Origin of the sequence: Bradyrhizobium sp. AUGA SZCCT0283 (genome assembly GCF_018130385.1) — a bacterium.
Taxonomy (GTDB): domain Bacteria; phylum Pseudomonadota; class Alphaproteobacteria; order Rhizobiales; family Xanthobacteraceae; genus Bradyrhizobium.
Map to the genome: position 1 here is coordinate 49240 of NZ_JAFCLU010000025.1, position 18587 is coordinate 67826.

Below are 18587 nucleotides of genomic sequence, written 5' to 3' on the forward strand. Positions count from 1 at the left end.
GGAGTCAATCACACAACCTTAAAGTAGGTTTGCATGGAGTGTGTTCCGCTACAAAACTTTGTGACAAATCGCGGGGTGCGCCTGATGACGCATCGACAAACCTCGGCGAATTAGAAACCAATTTGATCGAGCGCTGTGACGGTTTGATGAGAGCAATCAGCGAAGCGTGAACCGTTCGCTCGCAGGTTGTGATACCATGCAATTGAGCCGCACGGCCCCCGAGCGACCCGGCCGCTAGCCGCTGATATCGACGGCCCTGCCGGATCGTCCTCGCCGCCGACGGATTTGCCGGCAACGACGTCGCGCGTTGCGCGGCAGAAGGAGTATTGATCCGTCAGATGCGCCCCATGCGGCCTACATCATGTCCATCATCGAGTTGGAGGATACGGAGATGTCAGATCTAGTCGCGATCATCTATCCATCCGAGGCAAAGGCCGAAGAAGTGCGGCAGCGCCTGTTCAAGCTGCAGAAGGAATATCTGATCACGATCAGCGATGCCGTGATTGCAGTGAAGACGGAGGCCGGCCCGGTCAAGCTGAACCAGCTCGTCAATACGACAGCCATAGGCGCCGTGTCGGGCAGCTTCTGGGGGCTGCTGATCGGCGTGATTTTCCTCAATCCCATCCTTGGTGTAGCGCTCGGCGCAGCTTCGGGCGCGCTCGGCGGCGCGCTGTCGGATTACGGCATCGACGACGCCTTCATGAAGGATTTGTCGACAAGCATGCAGCCGGGCAACGCTGCGCTGTTCGTGCTCATCAAGAACATGACCCCTGACAAGGTGCTGCGCGAGATTAAGGACGCGGGGGGCACCGTGCTCAAGACATCACTTGACGATACCAAGGAACAGCAACTTCGCGACGCACTGGCGAAGGCCAGCACCGAGCCGGCCACGCCCAAGACAAACGCCGCCTAGGTCGCGGCGATCAGCTGAGGGATCAGCCGGTTTTCGGCATGGCGCCGTGGCCGGCTGTCCGCTGAAGCACGCTCAGTAAGGACGGCCGACATGCGCGCGGCGAGCGAAGCAAATACCGAAACAGCGAAAGCACCCACGCGGACGGTTCTCGATACCATCGAGCGGATCGGAAATAGCGTCCCCCATCCCGTCGTGATCTTCCTGATACTGATCGCAATCGCCGTGATCGTATCGCACCTGCTGTATCTGCTCGACGCGTCAGTTTCCTATCAGGTCATCAACCCGGCGACGCACGGCGCCGAGACCGTGACAACCCGCGCCAACAGTCTGCTGACGGCGGCGGGTATCAGGCACATCTATACGCAGCTGGTGCCGAATTTCATGGGCTTCAGCGCGGTCGGACTGCTGATCATCGCCATGATCGGCGTCGGAGCGGCCGAAGAGGCAGGCCTCGTCAACGCATGCATTCGAAAACTCGTGACCGTGTCACCGCGCTGGGCGCTGACCTACATTCTCGCCTTCGTTGGCATTATCTCGAGCGTCGCCTCGGACGCGGGCTATCTCGTGCTGATCCCGTTGGCAGGCACTGCGCTTTTGAGCGTCGGCCGGCATCCGCTTGCCGGGCTGGCGCTGGGCTTTGCCGGTGTCGCCAGCGCCTTCAGCGTCAATATGCTCATCAAGCCGCTCGATGCGGTTCTCACTGAATTGACCAACGATGCCATTCACATCGTCAATCCGTCGCTGTCGATCGCGGTAACGGCGAATTTGTGGTTTTCAATCGTGTCGGTCGTCGTCTTGACGATCGTGATTGCTTTGATCACCGAACGGATCATCGAGCCTCGCCTTGGCAAGTATCGGGAAGATCACGCGAGGGAAAGATTGCCCCCGCATGAAGGCGGGCAACTGTCCGTCCAGGAGGCGCTCGGATTGAGGTACGCCGGCGCGGGGCTGCTGGCCGTCATAGCGGCGTTTTGCCTGCTGACACTGCCGTCGGGAGCGCCGCTTCGCGATCCAACGACGGGTGCGCTGGTCGGAAACTCGCCCTTCATGAGCGGGCTGATCGGCCTCGTCATGTTGTTGTTCCTGGTGACCGGCATCGCCTATGGCATCGGAGCAGGAACAATCCGGCGCGCCACCGATGTCGTCGATGCCATGACCAAGGCGGTATCGGGATTGGGCGGCACGATTCTGCTGTTTGTCGTCATCAGCCAGTTTGTCGACTATTTCACTTACAGCAACATGCCGACGCTGCTGGCGGTCAAGATGGCCGATGTTCTGAAGAATGCAAACATCGGCCCATTGTGGCTATTGCTTGGACTTATTCTGGTCGTTGCAATCCTTGATCTGATCTTCACGCCGGCAATCGCGACATGGGCCATCTTTGCACCGCTATTCGTGCCGCTGTTCGTGCAGCTGGCCGTCGATCCGGCGGCGGTGCTGGCCGCATACAGGGTCGGAGACGGACCCATCAACTCAATCACGCCGCTTAACCCCTACTTCGCGCTGGTCGTAGGCTTTGCCCAAAAGTACGACCGCGACGCTGGTGTCGGCACCGTCGTCGCGCTGATGCTGCCCTACGTGGTCTGGATGTTTGCAGTTTGGATAGTTCTTTTCATCGCGTGGTACCTCTTGGGCGTTCCCTGGGGAGTGTAACCGGAACCGCGGTGCTGGCGCGAGATGGGAGCTCGGCGATGACAAGGTCGACTGTGGAGCGCGGCCCAAACGGCATGGAAGACCGCATGCTGATCGATCCGCGCCGCGGCGATATCGAGGACGATGCCGCCAGTCCCGGGCAACGGTCGCTGCTTGCGATCGCCGGCAGCCTGCTGGTCGAAATCAGTTTGCCCAAACTGCTGTTTGCCTGGACGGTGTTGCTGTTGTTGCCGGCAGTGCTTCTGGGTCTGGCGCCGCTGCTGGTCTCCGCCTGGTTTTCAACCTTGTCGGAACAGCTTGCCACGCTGACCGAGATCGGCACGGCCCTCGCCTTGCTTGCGATCGTCGCGGTGGGATGGATCGGATGGCGGCCGTTGTTCCGGATCGCCGAAGTCAATTTCTGGTCGCTCAACGCGCTCGCCGTGCAGCCTGGCTACGCGTTCACCCGCGAAGCGCTGCGCCACCTGACGGAACGGATATCGGGCAGAAAGCTGACCGTCGCCGGCCGGGCGAGGTTACGCAGCGCCAATTCGGTTGGGGCCGGCATCATGCTGTCCGCATGCGCCGTGCTGATGGCGATGCTGGCCTGGCCCGCCTCGCGTTGGACAGGCGGCTGGAACGACCTGGCCTCGCTGCATCGCCTCGCCATGCCTGCGCTGGCAAACGCCATTCTGCTGGTGTCGGCGTATCTGGCGGTCGCATCGCTGGCGTGGGGATTTGCGGATGCCAGCATGCAGCAACCCGTCGACCTCGCCGCGTTCGATACCCCTTCGTCCCGGGGGCGGAGCTGGCGTGTTGCGCATCTATCGGACCTGCACGTGATTGGCGAACAATACGGCTTCCGTATCGAAAGCGGACGGGCGGGCCCGCGCGGCAATGGCCGGCTCGATCGGGTCCTGGCGCATCTCGCCGCCATTCATGCGATCGATCCACTCGACCACGTTCTCATCACCGGCGACATGACCGACGCCGGCCGCGCCGGCGAATGGGCCGCATTCCTCGACGCAATAGCGCGTCATCCGGAACTAGCCGCGCGCATGGTCGTGTTGCCGGGCAATCACGACGTCAACATCGTCGACCGCGCCAATCCGGCCCGGCTCGATCTGCCGTTCAGCCCCGGCAAGCGGTTACGGCAAATCCGCGCCCTGTCGGCGATGGCAGCCGTGCAAGGCAATCGTGTGCGCGTGGTCGACGCCTTGGGACAACCGACCGTGACGCTGAACGAGGCGCTGGCGCCGCACCGTGATGCGATCGTGGCGCTTGCGGAGCATGGCGGCCTGCGCCGTACAGCGGCGCTGCGTAGCCTGTTCGACGACCAGTTTCCGATGATCCTGCCGCCGGAAGCGGAAGACGGCCTCGGAATAGCCATCCTGAACTCCAATGCAGAGACCCATTTTTCCTTCACCAACGCGCTCGGGCTGGTGTCCGTCGAACAGACGCATCGCTTCGAGGCGGCGATCCGCCATCATCCGGCAGCACGCTGGATCGTCGCATTGCACCACCATGTGGTGGAGTATCCCATGCCGGTGAAGGCATTCTCGGAACGCATCGGGACGGCACTGATCAACGGCAGCTGGTTCGTACGCAGGCTGGAAGCGTTGGCCGGTCGCGCCGTGGTGATGCACGGCCACCGCCATATCGACTGGATCGGCGTATGCGGCTCGTTGAAGATCATCTCCGCGCCATCGCCAGTGATGAATGCGACCGATGATGCGACGACGCATTTCTATATTCACACGCTGGCGGCTGGGCCTGATCGACAGCTTGGTCTGCTGCCGCCACAGCGTGTGGAGATTGCCGGCGAGAAAAATTCCTAGGTGTCCGGCATTGCCTCCGAAAGTGGACATCCATCAGAGGCGACATCCACTCCGAGAATCAGACTGCAGGCGAGGCGCACTACACGCGCAACTCAAACGATCAAGTGCAACGCCGACAAAGCTCAACGCTCGCGCGCGCAAAAATAGGCCTTTGAAGGTGAACGAGCTCACACCAGGAGCTTGAGCGGCAGGTCCATTTTGCTGGCTTGGGACGATCCAGATGCAGGACCGAGTTACCATCCCCGAGTTAGCGGTCGGCGAGCTGCCGGAGCTGAAAGGCCATGGCCGCGACCTGCGAATAGACGCCTGCCGAGGCATCGCGCTGTGGTTCATCTTTCTTGACCATGTTCCCAACAACATCGGAAGTTGGCTGACGCTGCGGAACTACGGCTTCAGCGATGCCGCGGAAGTGTTCATGTTCGTCTCGGGCGTAACCTGCGCGCTGGCCTACGGCAGGGCATGGCGCTGCGAGGGCTGGACCGGAGTGTTCAGCCGAACGCTGCGGCGAAGCTGGGACATTTATATCGCATTTCTGCTGCTCACGCTCGCCTGCGCCATCTTGGTTCACCTCGCAGGCCGTCTTGCTGACGAGAGCAATACGCGTATCTTGTTGGACCATCCCGGCGCGACGCTCGCGCGCGCGGCGGTCCTGCAATACCGTCCCGTCAATACCGACGTGTTGGCGGTCTTCGTGCTTTTTCACCTCTTGTTTGCGCCGCTGCTGTGGCTGCTGCTGCGGGTTCCGAACGCGACGCTTGGCGCCTCGCTGGCACTTTATGTGTTGGTGCACGCCTTTGGCTGGACCGTCCCGGCGTGGCCGAACGGCCACTGGGCTTTCAATCCGCTGGCCTGGCAGCTGCTGTTCGTGCTTGGCGCGTGGTGGATGATCAAGAGGCCCCGGCCGTGGGTGACGTCACGCACGACGCTTGTGCTTGCCATCCTGTATCTGCTCTTCAGCTTGGTCATCGCATTGAGCTGGCGCATCAAACCGCTGGAAGCGCTGATCCCGCAGGCGCTGGCGAAACCGCTTTACCCATTGGACAAATCGAATCTCGATCCATTGCGACTGCTGCATTTCTTGGCCATAGCGGTTTTGGCGGCATGGCTCGTGCCTCGCAATTGGCGAGGGCTGACGACGCCGGTAATGCGCGGCGCGATCCGCTGTGGCCAGAACTCGCTGCCAATCTATTGCCTCGGCGTTCTGCTGACGTTCGCCAGCCACGTGGTGCTGCTCGACATTTCAGACGGACTTGCGATGCAGATAGCATTGAGTCTCGCGGGCATCGCAGCGATGATCGCGACCGCAACACTGCTGAACTCGATGAGCATTAAACCCAGGCAGCGATCGTAATATTTGGACACTGCGATCAGCGAGAATGGCTGTGAAAGACGAAGAATGCCGTTCTTGCTGAGATCGCTGCCGGCCGGGGCCCTGCCTCCGACAGCGCTAAATTTGTCCGCTCGCGGCCATACAGCGGTTGGAGGTCCGCTTCACTCCCAACAGCGGATTAATGGCTACGCCGCCAAGGTTGCCCTTCAGTCGGTTCTTATGAGTAAGCGTCCTAGAGCTTGCCCGGCTTCATCTGATCCGGTCCACCGAACAGATCGGCGACCCAGCGGCTTGACGGATGCGCGGCGCAGAAGGTCAGAATTGCCAGCGTGATCGGCACGCCGATGAAGGTGCCGAACAGGCCCCACAGGAACGTCCAGAAGAAGATCGCGAACAGCACGACAACCGGCGAAATCGACAACATCGAGCCGGCCACCCGCGGCTCGATGTAGCTGCCGACCACGAACTGGATGACGTTCAGGCAGACGAAGACGCCGAGGACCGCCGGCCAGCTCTCGAACTGCGTCATCGCCAGCAAGGTCGGAAACAGCGTTGCGACGAAAGGACCGATGAACGGGATATAGTTGAGCACGAAGGCAATCACGCCCCACTCGAATGCGAACGGCAATCCGGCCACCCACGCGAATGCGCCCACCAACAGGCCGGTCACCGCGCTCATCTGCGTCCGCACCAGCAGATACTTTCGGAATTTCGCCGCCGTCGCCGCGCTGCCGTCGAGCAGCACGCGGGCTGCGGCAGGATTATCCAGCCGCTCGATCTTTTGCCTGATGTTCTCGACTTCGAGAAGTCCGAGCATCACGTAAACCAGCGCGATCACCCAGAAGCTGAGCGTGGTATTGACGCGGGTCGTAACCTGCTGCGTCGCGCGCAGCAGCCAGCCAACGTTGAAGTGTTCGGCCCACAGCCCCGCAACCGAGATGCCATGGCCGTCCAGCCACGTCACCGTCGCCGAATAAAGCGCCTGATACCGCGGCAAATCGCCGACCACCGATCGGCCGACACGACCAAATCCCCAGGCCGCGAGCGAAGCAAAGCCGAGACAGATCGCCACCGTCGCAGCGACCGTGATCGCCAGCGCGGCAAGCTTCGGCATCCAGGACTGCAACTGCTTCTGGATCGGCCACACAATCGCGATGATGAACAGGGCGGCCGCAAGCGGCGCGAACACTTTGCTCGCCTGAGCCAGCGCCGCCGTGACCAGGACGCCCGCGATGATTCCTGTGGTGGTCTTTAGCCCGAAGCCCATTTTGGGTTCCTTCGACCTTTCGGCAACCCGAGATTGTCAGCCGTATCGCGCGGCGGCAAGCGTGGAAGCGCCTCCCGCAGCAAGCGTGACCGGCGTCACGTACCGCCATGCTGATGCGGTTTAGCGTCCCCACAGCAAATCTCGCCACGAGGTTCATTTGAGGAATGCTGCCATGTCCCGTTTTAAGTCAACGCTATTGCGCGCCGGTCTCCTGGCAAGCCTGTTGAGCTTCGGCACCGGCGCAGCCTTCGCCGAAGCCCCGAACGCCGACATCCGCACCGGCATGCAAACGCCGCCGCCGGCCGACCAGCGCATCGCGCTGGTGATCGGCAATTCGAATTACCAGACCGCACCGAAGCTCGCCAATCCCGGCAACGACGCGCAATCGATGTCGCAACTTTTGAACTCGGCGGGCTTCGAGGTCACCCAGGCGACCGACCTGACGCGCAGCGACATGGTCAAGGTCGTGCAGGACTTCTCCGCCAGGGTCGCCGAGCGCGGCCCCGGCGCCGTCGCCATGATCTACTATGCCGGTCACGGCGTGCAGGTGGCGGGCGAGAACTATCTGCTTCCGGTCGATGCGAAAATCTCGTCGCCGTCCGATCTCGATGGCAATTCGCTGCGACTGGTCGACCTGATGGGTACTCTGGAATCCATCTCGAGCCGGATGCGCATCGTCGTGCTCGACGCCTGCCGCAACAATCCGTTCCCCGAGGTCAATGACACCGGACGCGGCTTGGCAATCGTCGACGCACCGAACGGCTCGATCGTCGGTTACTCGACCGCACCGGGCATGGAAGCGCAGGATGGCGACGGCAACCACAGCCCGTATACGTCCGCGTTCCTGAATATCGCGCGCGAACCGAACCTGCCGATCGAGCAATTGTTCAAGCGCGTCCGGCTTGAAGTGAACAACGCAACCAAAGGCCGTCAGACGCCGTGGGAAAGTTCGTCGCTGACCTCCGATTTCTATTTCTTCGGCGATACGGCGGTTGCCGCAGGCCGCGCGCCGGATCGCCGCCCGATCATGCAGATGGCGGCGAACCTGCCCTCGCGTTCGGTGCGCCAGGCCTACGACTACGTGCTGTCCGAAGGCTCGCCCGAGTACTATGAGGAGTTCATCCGTCTCTACCCGCATGACCCGCTGTGCGACCACATCCGCGTGCTGCTCGGCAACCTCGTGGTGGCAAAGGCGTGGCACAAGGCGGTGCTCGCGAACTCGCCCTTCGCTTACAAGACGTTCTACGACAATTATTCCAACAGCCCTTACGCCAAGTCTGCGCTGAAGCTCCAGGGTGCGCCGAAGGCCGTGCCGCTGATGCAGTTCACGCATCTGGCAAAGCAGTCGCCGATGTACAAGCCGGGGAACTTCGGCCACACGCCGACGCTGGGTATCTCCAAGGGTAATCTTGGCGCTCAGGCCCACATGCCGATGACGTCCAAAATCGTCACACTGCCGGCCAAGGGCATGAACGCGAACAACCCGGCCCATGGCGGCAACCTCGGCAAGGGGACGACACTGCCCGGCAAGTTCAACGCCAAGCCCATCAACGCCGGCAAGGTCACCGGCTATCCCGGCAAGTTCAACAGCCGTCCGATGCGCGTCAACAGGCCCGTGATCAACGCCGCGCCACGCCGTTTCAACAGTGGTATGGGCGGCGGAGGTTTTGGCCACCGCTTCGCCGCAAGCCCATCCCGCGGTTCGTTCGGCGGCGGCTCGTTCGGCGGCGGTTTCAGGCGGCGCTGATTAGAGAGCTTCGTGCCATGCGAATCCGGGCAGAGCGCACGCTCTGCCCGGTTCCGTTTAGTATGCTACTTGATGTCGACCAGCCCGACCTGGTTCGTCAGGCTGTCCGCGATGACCGGATTTCCGTCCGGCGCGACATCCATATTGCGCACGATATCGCCACCGCCGGGAATCGCCCAGCTCTGGAATTTTTCGGTCACCGGATCAAACCGCACGATCGTGTTCGGCTTGGCGGCGGACCCGCTGTACCACACCGCCTTGTTCGTGAAGACGATGCCGTAAGGTTCCGACTTCGCGCCGCTCGGCGAAGGCCACTCCTTTACATCGCCCGTCGCCAGATCGAGCCGCCCGAGATAGCCGCGCGAAAAATCGGCATACCAGACCATGCCGTCGGGATCGATCGCAAGCCGCCGCGGTCGGGCGGCCGGGTTCGGCAGCGCATATTCCCTGATCGCCATCGTCTGGGGATCGATGGTTGCAATCTTGTTGGTACCGAATTCGACGACAACAGGCACGCCCTGGGCGGTGATCTTGAGACCGTAGGGCCGCGACTTCGGCGTCGGAGAGGTCACGAGCGTGATCGCGCCGGTTGCGGGATCGAGCCGTCCGATCATGTTCGCCTGCTGGACGGTGAACCACAGCATTCCGCTCTGGTCGAAATTGAGCGTGTGCGGATCCTTTGCGCTGGCGTCCGGCAGCGGGTATTCGGTGACGAGTCCGGTGGACGGATCGAGCTTGCCGATCAGCGCGGCGCTGTTGCCAGTGAACCAGATATTGCCGCTCTTGTCCTCGGCCAGGCCGTGCGGCCCGCTGAGCGGCGACTTGAGCGTGTATTCCCGGATCGCACCGGTCTTCGGGTCGAGCCGACCGAGCTTGTTGGCGAGCTGTCCGGTCCACCAGATCGAACTGTCGCGCGCGGCAAGCGGATCGTGCGGGCGCGAGCCAAGGGTTGGAACATCCCACATCCTGATGTCGGCCTTCACCGGGCCGTCGATGATAGACGCCGGTGGCCGCGACCGTTCGGGAAAGTTCTTGATGAGATAATCGATCATGGCGCCCCATTCTTCAGCGGGGACCGGCGCGTTCACGTTCTGCATCATGCGCACGACCGAGAGCCAGCCCTCCGCCGTATAGCCGACACGGATGCGGTTGATGTCGTGGCAGCCATCGCAGGTCGCAGCGAACCTTGCCTTGCTCGGACCTTCCGGCCATTCCTTCGCGGTGTACTGGGCGTGAGCAGCGGGCGCACCGAACACGATCGTGATAGACAAAACAGTCAGCGCGGCCCGCATTTGCGATCCTCCCGGTCGACCTGGTTCGATCCAGATCTTTTCAAGGAACTTCGTTGCGCGCAGCCTCGCTATCGAGGTCGCATCCGTCAAGGTTCTCCCGTTCAATCGTTATTGAACGGCACGCGCGACCGTCCGCTTGCGGCGATGCTGAAATCGTGTGGATGCCTTCGTTCTGGTCAGGCGACCAGCTTGGCAAACAGGTCCGCGTCGACATTGCCGCCGGAGAGCACGATGACGACGTTCTTGCCCCTGGCGTCGATGCGGCCGGCCAGCAAGGCGGCGAGACCGACGGCGCCGCCGGGCTCGACCACCAGCTTCAATTCCCGATAGGCATAGGCGACCGCCGCACCGACTTCCTCGTCGGATGCGATCACGCCATTCGCCAGCAGCTTGCTGTTGATCGAGAAGGTGAGTTCGCCCGGCATCGCCGCCATCAGCGCATCGCAGATGGTGCGGCCGGCGGCGTGGTGGGCCTCGCGGTGGCCTGCGCGCAGCGACAGGCCGTGATCGTCATAGTCCTTGGGCTCGGCGACGATGATCTGCGCTTGCGGAAACTTTGCCTTCACCGCCGTTGCAACACCGGCGATCAGCCCGCCGCCCGATGCCGGCGCCACCACGATATCGGGGACGAGCCCGAGCGCCGCCATGTCCTCGGCGATCTCACGGCCCGCGGTGCCTTGTCCAGCGATCACGAAGGGATCGTCATAGGGGCGCACCAGCGTCGCGCCGCGCTTCGCAGCAATGCCGTTGGCGATGGCTTCGCGGTCTTCCTTGTCGCGGTCGTAGAGCACCACCTCGGCGCCATAGCCCTTGGTGCGCTCGCGCTTGGTGACGGGCGAGTCCGCAGGCATCACGATGGTGGCCTGCATGCTGAGGATCTGCGCCGCCGCCGCCACGCCCTGGGCGTGGTTGCCGGAAGAGAATGCGACTACCCCGCCGCTACGCTTGTCCTGCGGGATCGAGGCGAGCTTGTTGAAGGCGCCGCGGAACTTGAACGATCCGGTCCGCTGCAGCATTTCGGGCTTCAGAAAGACCCTGGTCCCGACCCGTTCATTGAGAACGGGGAACGACAACAGCGGCGTCCGCACCGCAAAGGGCGCGACCACCTTGGCAGCGGCCTCGATATCGGCGGCGCCAATGGGTGGATTTTGGATGGATTCTGGCATCCGCAATTTGTATCGCGGTTGCCGACGGGCGGGCAAGACGCATTCCGGTGATCTCCATAGCGTTTTCGAGCGAAGTGGCCACCGGTTCGCGTCAAGAAAACGCGTCAAATAAGGATGTAGAGCCCGGTTCTGATTCAGTCAGAACCGAAGGATCTAGGCGGCGAAATGCGGGTCTTTCGCCTCAAATTCGGCCACCTCGCCTTCCGGCAGCTCGGAGCGAACATTCAGGGCATGCTCGACAAAAACCCGGGCGGAGGCCTGCCAGGTGTGGGCGACGGCGAATTCGACGCAATCTTCCCGCGAAACCTGCAGCGCCTCCAGGCACGCCGCGCGCAGATCCTCGTCCAGGACGCCGACCGGCGCCGAGCCGATCACGTCGCGTGGACCGGCGACCGGAAAGGCGGCAACCGGCAGGCCGCTGGCCAGCGCCTCCAGCAGCACCAGGCCAAACGTGTCGGTCCTGCTCGGAAATACGAAGATATCGGAGGCCGCGTAGATTTCGGCCAGTTCCTCGCCGTGCCTTGCACCCAGGAACACGGCGTCCGGGTATTTCCGCTCCAGCGCCATCCGGGCCGGCCCGTCGCCGACGACGAGCTTGGTGCCGGGCAGATCGAGGTCGAGGAAGGCCTCGAGATTCTTTTCAACGGCAACCCGCCCGACGCTGAGGAACACCGGCATCGGCAGGCAGAGATCCGCGCTGCGCGGATGAAACAGCGAGGTATCGACACCGCGCGACCACAGCACCACGTTGCGAAAGCCGCGCATGCGCAATTCGGCCGCCAGCGCCGGCGTTGCCGCCATCACCGCCTGGCTCGGCCGGTGGAACCGGCGCAGCGCCCGCCACACCCAGGATTCCGGGATCGGCGAACGCGCCGAAACATATTCGGGAAAACGGGTGTGAAAGCTTGTGGTGAACGGCAACCCCTGTTTGCGGCAATAGCGCCGGACCAATAGCCCGATCGGGCCTTCGGTCGCGATATGAATGCTGTCGGGCTTCGCCGCTGCGATCAGCCGCGCGATTTTTGCTGGATAGGGCAGCGCCAGCCGCAGACCGGGATAGCTCGGCATCGCAACGGTGCGAAACGATTGCGGCGTCAGGAAACTCACCTCGACGCCAAAACCCCTGGCCGCCTCCGCCATCGCGGTCAGCGTTCGCACCACCCCGTTGACCTGGGGGTGCCACGCATCGGTCGCGACCAGGATATGCGTCATGCGGCGCGCGCCGCGACGCGGGGAACGGGGGCTGCCCTTCGCTGCGGATCGGTCCAGGTGATGATCTCGAACCGGCCGTCCTCGTGCTCGGCGAGCGCAGTGCAGCTTTCCACCCAGTCGCCGCAATTCATGTAGCGGATGCCGTGCTCGTCGCGGATCGTGGCGTAGTGGATATGGCCGCAGATCACGCCGTCGGCGCCGTGCCGCCGCGCTTCGCCGGCCAGGGTCTTTTCGAACGCGCCGATATAGTTCACGGCGTTCTTGACCTTCAGCTTCGCCCATTGCGACAGCGACCAATAGGGCACGCCGAACATGCGCCGGAAGAAATTGACGAGGCGATTCATCTGGATGGCGAAGTCATAGGCCTTGTCGCCGAGATGAGCGAGCCAGCGCGCGTTCTGCACCACGAGATCGAAGATGTCGCCGTGGATGATGAGGTAGCGCTTGCCGTCGGCGCCATCATGAATGGTGTTTTCCACCACATCGATGCCGCCGAAATGCGTGCCGTAATAATTGCGCAGGAACTCGTCGTGATTGCCCGGCACGTAGATGACCTTGGCGCCCTTGCGCGCCTTGCGCAGCATCTTCTGCACGAAGTCGTTGTGCGATTGCGGCCAGTACCAGCTCGACTTCAGCGCCCAGCCATCGACGATATCGCCGACGAGGTAGATGGTGTCGGCGTCATGGCTCTTGAGGAAGTCCAGCAAATGGTCGGCTTGCGAGCCGCGGGCGCCGAGATGGACGTCGGAGATAAACAAGGTGCGAAAACGCCGTTCCGGGCTTTCTTCACTCAAGGAGTCACTACCCATACCTGTCCACCTAACAGATTTCTGTGACAGCGCGATGACCGTTCACGCGACCGATAGCCTCACGAGAATCAACGCCGCGCCCCCTGCGCCTGCGGATAGCAGCGCGATGCGACAGAGAAGCGACATGGGCGCGGCAACGTCTTGTCGTCCCTGCGAAAGCAAGGGCCCCATAGCCACCGGCGCCAATTGTTCTGGAAGGTAATCAGCCGCTTGCTTCAATTGATGAGCCGCGGCGTATGGGTTCCTGCGTTCGCAGGAACGACGGCTAGTAAAACTTCTGAAAATGATGGATCGGGCCGTGGCCCTGCCCGACGCTGAAGCGGTCTGCGGCGGCAATCGCCGCGCTGACCCAGGCCTTGGCGTTGCGCACGGCGGTTTCCATGCCCTCGCCCTTCGCCAGTCCCGCGGCAATCGCCGAGGAGAGCGAACAGCCGGTGCCGTGGGTATTTTTTGTGACGATGCGCGGCGCGGCGAGTGCGGTGACACCGGAGGAATCGACCAGATAGTCGATGCTCTCGGCGCCTTCGCCGTGGCCGCCCTTAATCAGCACCGTCTTGCAACCCAGGGCCAGCAAGCGCCTGCCTTGTCTCTCGACGGCGGCTTCGTCCGCCGCCACGCCTTCGTCGAGCAGCGCTGCGGCTTCCGGCAAATTGGGCGTGATCACCGACGCCAGCGGAATGAGTTTTGTGCGCAGTGCATCGACTGCTTCCGCGGCCAGCAGCCGGTCGCCCGAAGTTGCGACCATCACGGGATCGAGCACGACATGCTTCGGCGACCAGCGCTTAAGCCCAGCGACGATGGCATCGATGACCGGCGGATGCGCCACCATGCCAATCTTGACTGCGCCCACCGCGAGATCGGAAAACACCGCGTCGATCTGCGCGGTGACGAACTCGGCCGGCACCTGATGGATGCCGCTGACGCCCTGGGTATTCTGCGCGGTCAGCGCCGTGATCACGGAGGCGCCGTAGACGCCGAGCGCGGCAAACGTCTTCAGGTCGGCCTGGATGCCCGCCCCTCCAGAGGAATCGGAGCCGGCGATGGTGAGCGCGATCGGCGTCGTCATCAAAAGTCTCGCGAAAATGCTGTGTTCAGGGCCATGGCATGTCCTAACGCGCCCTCCCATTGGCGGCAAGCTGGCTTGCCATAGGGCGCGGTTTTTGGCCTATTGGGGCCAACATTTTTGGAGACGACAGCGATGGTTCCCTTCTTCGTCCAGTTCAAATGCAAGCTCGGCCAGTCCTATGCCGTCGCCAATGCGCTCGCGGAAGCCGAGATCGCCTCGGAGATCTATTCCACCGCCGGCGATTACGATCTGCTGGTCAAATTCTACGTCGATAACGACACCGACATCGGCCATTTCGTCAACGAGAAGGTGCAGGTGATTCCGGGCATCCAGGACACCCACACCATCATCACCTTCAAGGCATTCGGCACGGGCTAGCAGCGGCGGCCCCGCCTGCCCGCCATCGCCGTCGACTTCGCCCGCCGCGGCCACGTCTGCTGCCTCAGGGAGCGCCCGTCCTGTCCGAGACATCTGTCACTCTTGGCCGGCTGAAGGCCTTCATTCAGCAAGCGCTCGCAGCAGTCGGCTTGCCTGACGCCGATGCTGCGACGGTCGCGGACCTGATGGCGGCGGCCGACCTGCAGGGGTCGGACGGGCACGGCGTCAGCCGGCTGCCGCAATATGTCCGGCGGATCAAGGCCGGCGGCTTCAACGTCCAGCCGAACATCCATGTCGTGCAGGAGCATGCCAGCACGGCTGTCCTGAACGGCGACAACGGCATGGGCCACCTCGTCATGAAACGCGCGGCCGGGATGGCGATCGAAAAGGCGCGCGCCACCGGCATAGGTTGGGTCAACTCGCAGTTCTCAAACCATGCCGGCCCCGCCTCGCTCTACGCCACCATGCCGCTTGCCCATGACATGATCGGGCTCTACTTCGCGGTCGGCAACGCCAATCACCTTCCGCCCTGGGGCGGCCTCGACATGCTGCTGTCGACCAATCCGATCGCGGCGGCGATCCCGGCCGGCGACGAAAACCCGGTCGTGCTCGACATGGCGACGACGGTCGCCGCCTACGGCAAGGTGAAAACCAAGGCGTTGCGCGGCGAGACCATGCCGGAGGGCTGGATGATCGATCGCGAAGGCAAGCCGCTGACCGACCCGAAACGCGCCGACGAAGGCATGCTGCTGCCGCTTGGTGGCATGGAGGCCGGCTACAAGGGCTACGGCCTTGCGATGATCATCGGCCTGCTCGCCGGCACGCTCGGCGGCGCCGCGATGGGCCGCGACGTGATCGACTTCAATCACGACGACGACAGCGTCACCAACACCGGACAGGCGATCGCCGCGATCCACGTTGCCGCCTTCGGCGACGTCGCCATCTTCAAGCGAAGCGTCGATGCGCTGGTGCGCGATTTCCGCAACAGCCGGCGCATGCCCGGCGTGGACCGCATCTGGGTGCCCGGCGAACGCAGCCATGAAACGCGGCTCAAGCGGACGAGCCTTGGCATTCCCATCGCGCCCGCCCTGCTGCGCGGACTGGACCAGGTCGCCGACGAACTGGGAATACGGAGACTCGTGAATTAGAGCGTGGACTCATTAGCGCGCAGCCAAATTCGGAAGCGGGTTTGACGAACGCGAGATAGTTGGGGAAAGTTTAGCAGCGCCCCGCCGCGAAAGGCGAGTTTCAGAACATTGGCGGCAGCACTGCCTCAGCCCCCATCGCCTTCGTCGGATGCATGCTCGGCCTGGCCAAGGGCCCCATGCGGGCAACCACCTCGTTCGGCACCCCATAGACCTGTATCACGTGGTCGATTTTGTTGAGACCGCAGGCCTCGCGCTGCACGACGAAGAGCCAGAGCGCATATCCCGCCTGTTCGACGAGATTATCGCGGATTTTTCGATCGGAATTGGTCGTCCGTGGGCATGCGGCCAGTGCCGTCAGTGCGGCCTCAAGCCGCCGTCCAAGCCGCCCGAGCGCCGACGCCCGCTCCTCGGCGATCTCGTACTCGAGAGTTACATATCCGGAACGAGGCAAATCCAACGCCATACAGGCGCTCCGAAACGTGGCCTGCCAATAATCCTATTGGTCGGCAGGAGGCTGTTCAAGACAAAACGCCGCGTGTTCGCCAACTCTGACGTGTCGCCGCGTCCGGATCAAAACACGTCGATCGTCGGGAAACGAGGCTCCCCTGTGATGCAGTCCCAAAGGTAAATGGCAAGACCGACGTCGCCGGTCCACAGCGTATACCGTCCGCGGCCAACGACGACCTGAGCGCCGCGATACTGGACGATGGCCGTCATGGCGAACTGGCGTGCGCGGTCGAGCCAGATCGGGTCGTTCGTGCGGCGATAGAGCTTGAGGAATGCGTAGCCATTTCCGCCCGTGCCGTGGCAAAGGCCCGGGCCCTTGGTGAGTGGTCCGGCGGCCCAGCTGAAGCGACCGGCATCCACAAGGAGAGCGTCAAATTCAGGGGTAGCAAAGGGCGCATCCGCAAAGGTCGTCACCATACCGGGCGCGCCGTGACAATGCTGGCAATAGGCCGGCGGCTTCGCGCGCTTGCTTCTCGCGGCCCAATTCGTCCCAATTTCAGACCGCCACGCATTTGCTGCGAGTGTCTCCGGCACAAATTCGGCCACCTGCGCTTGCTGCGTCGGCGTCAACCAATGCCACCCGTGCAGCAACGGGATGGCGTTGCCAGCGAAACCGTGAACCGGCCCCAGCCAACGGTCGTTCTCGCCATAGAGATCTTGTGTCCAAAGCTGACCTTGCGGCGTGTCCTCAAGAGCGCCCAACAGCCGGGCCGCCTGCATTTCAAATAGATCGCGCCATCGCGATTCCCTTGTCATCTCGGCCATGTGGATTGCGGCAATCATGGACCCAGGCATGCCCCACATCAGCTCTCGGATCGGCAGCCCCATATTTGCTTCCGCGCGCGTATGCACAAGATCAGCCAGGCTCGGTGTGGGCGCGAGACGCATGGCGAGAAGCGCCGCACCCATGTCGCCCTTCAGCAGCGAGCCATGCTTCCCGTAATCGGTAGGCGAATTGTTTTCGAAGGCGGCGATTGTCCGCTCCAGAAGCCGAGGCAGAACAGGGCGAAAGTCTTCGGCAAAGCCGGTCGCACCGACTCGATGCAAGTAGTCCAGCGCCCAAATGACACCGGCCGCGCCCGTGTAGAAACTGGGGTTACCGTCTCCCACGCCATCGTCGCTTGGATGACCCGGCCAGAACGTGTCGGGATCGAACTGGGCGATCGCATCGGCTGCAATTTCCTCGATCACCGCCCGGACAGCCAATTCACTCCAGGCATCATGTGTAAGCGGACGATGACGACCGAGGGCGATCATGCCTGAGGCGCTCCTGAGCGCGATCCATCCTGTCTTCAGACGAGGAAAACAAGGATCGCACGATTAAACGCAACGTATCCAAAAGCGCTGCGCGCGGCAACCAACAGCACCATTCGGCGTTACGGCAAGAATTGCACATCGCATCATTTCGACGCGACAGTGAATTTGATTCTTCACTTCACGAATATCGCGATCTCCTACCAGGATGATTCCTTCGGCCGCGACGGCCTGTCGGGCGTCAGGCGCGCGCTGGAGAAGCGCGGCATGGAATTGAGCGCCGAAGGCACGTTCGAGCGCAACACCAAATTCGTCTCTTCGGCGCTGCGGATCATCAAGCGCGCAGAGCCGCAGGCCGTGGTCATGATCGGGACCTACGGGCCGTGCGCCGAGTTCATCAAGCTCGCGCACAAGGCCGGCTTTCATCCGACCTTCGTCAACGTCTCCTTCGTCGGCGCAAACGCGCTGGCAAAGGAGCTCGGAGCCGCGGGCGAAGGCGTCGTCGTTTCCCAGGTAGTGCCGTTTCCGTGGGACACCTCGCTCAAGGTCGTCGCCGACTACCAGGCCGCCCAAGAGGCCCTCGACCCCAGCCTGTCACCGGGCTTCGTTTCGCTGGAGGGATATCTGTCCGGCCGCCTCACGGCCCCCGCTCTGGAACTGGCGGGGCCGCACCCCACCCGTGCCGGCCTGTTGCGGGCCATCAACGAGGTCGGCCGGTTCGAAATCAGCGGAAGCGTCATCACCGTCGGACCGAAGATGCAGGACGCACCACCCAAGGTCTTCCTCACCGTCATTCAGAAGGACGGCTCCTTCAAGGCCGTCGACCGGCTGTAATGGAGGCCGGGGGCTGGCGGGGCCCCCGCGTCCGGCTGCCGCCGCCCATCAAGCGGCCTCACGGCCGACGTCCGTTAACCATCCCTGCGGATTTGCATGCTTTTGCCATAAGAGGATCATTCTACCGCCTTGATATTTTTGATTATCTAAGGCGTCGTCAATCGGAGGCTCCGCGGCGGGGGACATTCCGAGGG

15 protein-coding genes and 1 pseudogene are annotated in these 18587 nt (G+C 62.8%); 8 read left to right on the forward strand and 8 right to left on the reverse strand.

Annotation, left to right across the window (positions count from 1 at the left end; genetic code table 11):
• The first annotated feature begins 391 nt into the window (after positions 1 to 391).
• The 4 genes from JQ624_RS28155 to JQ624_RS28170 all read left to right on the forward strand — a co-directional run bounded on the left by JQ624_RS28155 (position 392) and on the right by JQ624_RS28170 (position 5734).
• Entirely contained in the window at positions 392 to 913 is a 522-nt protein-coding gene (locus JQ624_RS28155; protein WP_212422164.1) for a DUF1269 domain-containing protein, read from the forward strand.
• Between the two features lie 90 nt (positions 914 to 1003).
• The gene (locus tag JQ624_RS28160; RefSeq protein WP_212422165.1) at positions 1004 to 2566 is read left to right on the forward strand and encodes an AbgT family transporter; all 1563 of its coding nucleotides are present in this window, start codon (positions 1004 to 1006) and stop codon (positions 2564 to 2566) included.
• Positions 2567 to 2604: 38 nt separating this feature from the next.
• Complete coding sequence (locus JQ624_RS28165) at positions 2605 to 4383, forward strand: metallophosphoesterase (RefSeq protein ID WP_249130136.1); 1779 nt, start codon at positions 2605 to 2607, stop codon at positions 4381 to 4383.
• Positions 4384 to 4603: 220 nt separating this feature from the next.
• On the forward strand, positions 4604 to 5734 hold the full coding sequence (locus JQ624_RS28170; RefSeq protein WP_212422166.1) for an OpgC domain-containing protein: 1131 nt from the start codon (positions 4604 to 4606) through the stop codon (positions 5732 to 5734).
• A 211-nt stretch (positions 5735 to 5945) separates the two neighbouring features.
• Here the strand turns inward: JQ624_RS28170 and JQ624_RS28175 are convergent, their stop codons facing one another.
• Positions 5946 to 6980, reverse strand: coding sequence for an AI-2E family transporter (locus JQ624_RS28175; RefSeq protein WP_212422167.1), 1035 nt, complete (start codon positions 6978 to 6980; stop codon positions 5946 to 5948).
• A gap of 172 nt (positions 6981 to 7152) precedes the next feature.
• Here JQ624_RS28175 and JQ624_RS28180 point away from each other — a divergent pair, with 172 nt between their 5' ends.
• Entirely contained in the window at positions 7153 to 8727 is a 1575-nt protein-coding gene (locus JQ624_RS28180; RefSeq protein WP_212422168.1) for a caspase family protein, read from the forward strand.
• Between the two features lie 65 nt (positions 8728 to 8792).
• Here the strand turns inward: JQ624_RS28180 and JQ624_RS28185 are convergent, their stop codons facing one another.
• From JQ624_RS28185 to thiD, 5 genes are all read right to left on the reverse strand, one after another.
• Positions 8793 to 10019 (reverse strand): hypothetical protein, encoded by a 1227-nt coding sequence (locus tag JQ624_RS28185; RefSeq protein WP_212422169.1) that lies wholly within the window; start codon positions 10017 to 10019, stop codon positions 8793 to 8795.
• 176 nt (positions 10020 to 10195) lie between these two features.
• Positions 10196 to 11185, reverse strand: coding sequence for a threonine/serine dehydratase (locus tag JQ624_RS28190; RefSeq protein ID WP_212422170.1), 990 nt, complete (start codon positions 11183 to 11185; stop codon positions 10196 to 10198).
• A 153-nt stretch (positions 11186 to 11338) separates the two neighbouring features.
• Positions 11339 to 12397: a glycosyltransferase family 1 protein gene (locus tag JQ624_RS28195; protein ID WP_212422171.1), complete on the reverse strand. Its 1059-nt coding sequence runs from the start codon at positions 12395 to 12397 to the stop codon at positions 11339 to 11341.
• Complete coding sequence (locus JQ624_RS28200; RefSeq protein WP_212422172.1) at positions 12394 to 13206, reverse strand: UDP-2,3-diacylglucosamine diphosphatase; 813 nt, start codon at positions 13204 to 13206, stop codon at positions 12394 to 12396. Before JQ624_RS28200 ends, JQ624_RS28195 begins: the two co-directional genes overlap by 4 nt.
• 265 nt (positions 13207 to 13471) lie before the next feature.
• Complete coding sequence (gene thiD, locus JQ624_RS28205) at positions 13472 to 14272, reverse strand: bifunctional hydroxymethylpyrimidine kinase/phosphomethylpyrimidine kinase (protein WP_212422173.1); 801 nt, start codon at positions 14270 to 14272, stop codon at positions 13472 to 13474.
• 132 nt (positions 14273 to 14404) lie between these two features.
• Here thiD and JQ624_RS28210 point away from each other — a divergent pair, with 132 nt between their 5' ends.
• Together JQ624_RS28210 and JQ624_RS28215 are read left to right on the forward strand one after the other, a co-directional pair.
• Positions 14405 to 14650: an Lrp/AsnC ligand binding domain-containing protein gene (locus JQ624_RS28210; RefSeq protein ID WP_029583462.1), complete on the forward strand. Its 246-nt coding sequence runs from the start codon at positions 14405 to 14407 to the stop codon at positions 14648 to 14650.
• 110 nt (positions 14651 to 14760) lie between these two features.
• Positions 14761 to 15798: an Ldh family oxidoreductase gene (locus JQ624_RS28215; protein ID WP_283816970.1), complete on the forward strand. Its 1038-nt coding sequence runs from the start codon at positions 14761 to 14763 to the stop codon at positions 15796 to 15798.
• 100 nt (positions 15799 to 15898) lie between these two features.
• Here the strand turns inward: JQ624_RS28215 and JQ624_RS28220 are convergent, their stop codons facing one another.
• Both JQ624_RS28220 and JQ624_RS28225 read right to left on the reverse strand, forming a co-directional pair.
• Complete coding sequence (locus JQ624_RS28220; RefSeq protein WP_212422174.1) at positions 15899 to 16261, reverse strand: DUF6665 family protein; 363 nt, start codon at positions 16259 to 16261, stop codon at positions 15899 to 15901.
• A gap of 107 nt (positions 16262 to 16368) precedes the next feature.
• Positions 16369 to 17562 (reverse strand): LanC-like protein, encoded by a 1194-nt coding sequence (locus JQ624_RS28225; protein WP_212422175.1) that lies wholly within the window; start codon positions 17560 to 17562, stop codon positions 16369 to 16371.
• A 174-nt stretch (positions 17563 to 17736) separates the two neighbouring features.
• On the opposite strand from JQ624_RS28225, the pseudogene JQ624_RS28230 reads away from it, so the two are divergent.
• A pseudogene (locus JQ624_RS28230) lies at positions 17737 to 18393 on the forward strand (ABC transporter substrate-binding protein); the annotation flags it as partial.
• Positions 18394 to 18587: the final 194 nt, after the last annotated feature.

Excerpts from the sequence above, each read along its gene's own strand:
- JQ624_RS28175 (WP_212422167.1), bottom strand. The coding sequence starts at position 6,980 with ATGGGCTTCGGGCTAAAGACCACCACAGGAATCATCGCGGGCGTCCTG.
- JQ624_RS28155 (WP_212422164.1), top strand. The coding sequence starts at position 392 with ATGTCAGATCTAGTCGCGATCATCTATCCATCCGAGGCAAAGGCCGAA.
- JQ624_RS28200 (WP_212422172.1), bottom strand. The coding sequence starts at position 13,206 with ATGGGTAGTGACTCCTTGAGTGAAGAAAGCCCGGAACGGCGTTTTCGC.
- JQ624_RS28180 (WP_212422168.1), top strand. The coding sequence starts at position 7,153 with ATGTCCCGTTTTAAGTCAACGCTATTGCGCGCCGGTCTCCTGGCAAGC.
- JQ624_RS28220 (WP_212422174.1), bottom strand. The coding sequence starts at position 16,261 with ATGGCGTTGGATTTGCCTCGTTCCGGATATGTAACTCTCGAGTACGAG.
- JQ624_RS28210 (WP_029583462.1), top strand. The coding sequence starts at position 14,405 with ATGGTTCCCTTCTTCGTCCAGTTCAAATGCAAGCTCGGCCAGTCCTAT.
- JQ624_RS28160 (WP_212422165.1), top strand. The coding sequence starts at position 1,004 with ATGCGCGCGGCGAGCGAAGCAAATACCGAAACAGCGAAAGCACCCACG.
- JQ624_RS28170 (WP_212422166.1), top strand. The coding sequence starts at position 4,604 with ATGCAGGACCGAGTTACCATCCCCGAGTTAGCGGTCGGCGAGCTGCCG.
- thiD (WP_212422173.1), bottom strand. The coding sequence starts at position 14,272 with ATGACGACGCCGATCGCGCTCACCATCGCCGGCTCCGATTCCTCTGGA.
- JQ624_RS28165 (WP_249130136.1), top strand. The coding sequence starts at position 2,605 with ATGACAAGGTCGACTGTGGAGCGCGGCCCAAACGGCATGGAAGACCGC.
- JQ624_RS28225 (WP_212422175.1), bottom strand. The coding sequence starts at position 17,562 with ATGATCGCCCTCGGTCGTCATCGTCCGCTTACACATGATGCCTGGAGT.
- JQ624_RS28185 (WP_212422169.1), bottom strand. The coding sequence starts at position 10,019 with ATGCGGGCCGCGCTGACTGTTTTGTCTATCACGATCGTGTTCGGTGCG.
- JQ624_RS28195 (WP_212422171.1), bottom strand. The coding sequence starts at position 12,397 with ATGACGCATATCCTGGTCGCGACCGATGCGTGGCACCCCCAGGTCAAC.
- JQ624_RS28190 (WP_212422170.1), bottom strand. The coding sequence starts at position 11,185 with ATGCCAGAATCCATCCAAAATCCACCCATTGGCGCCGCCGATATCGAG.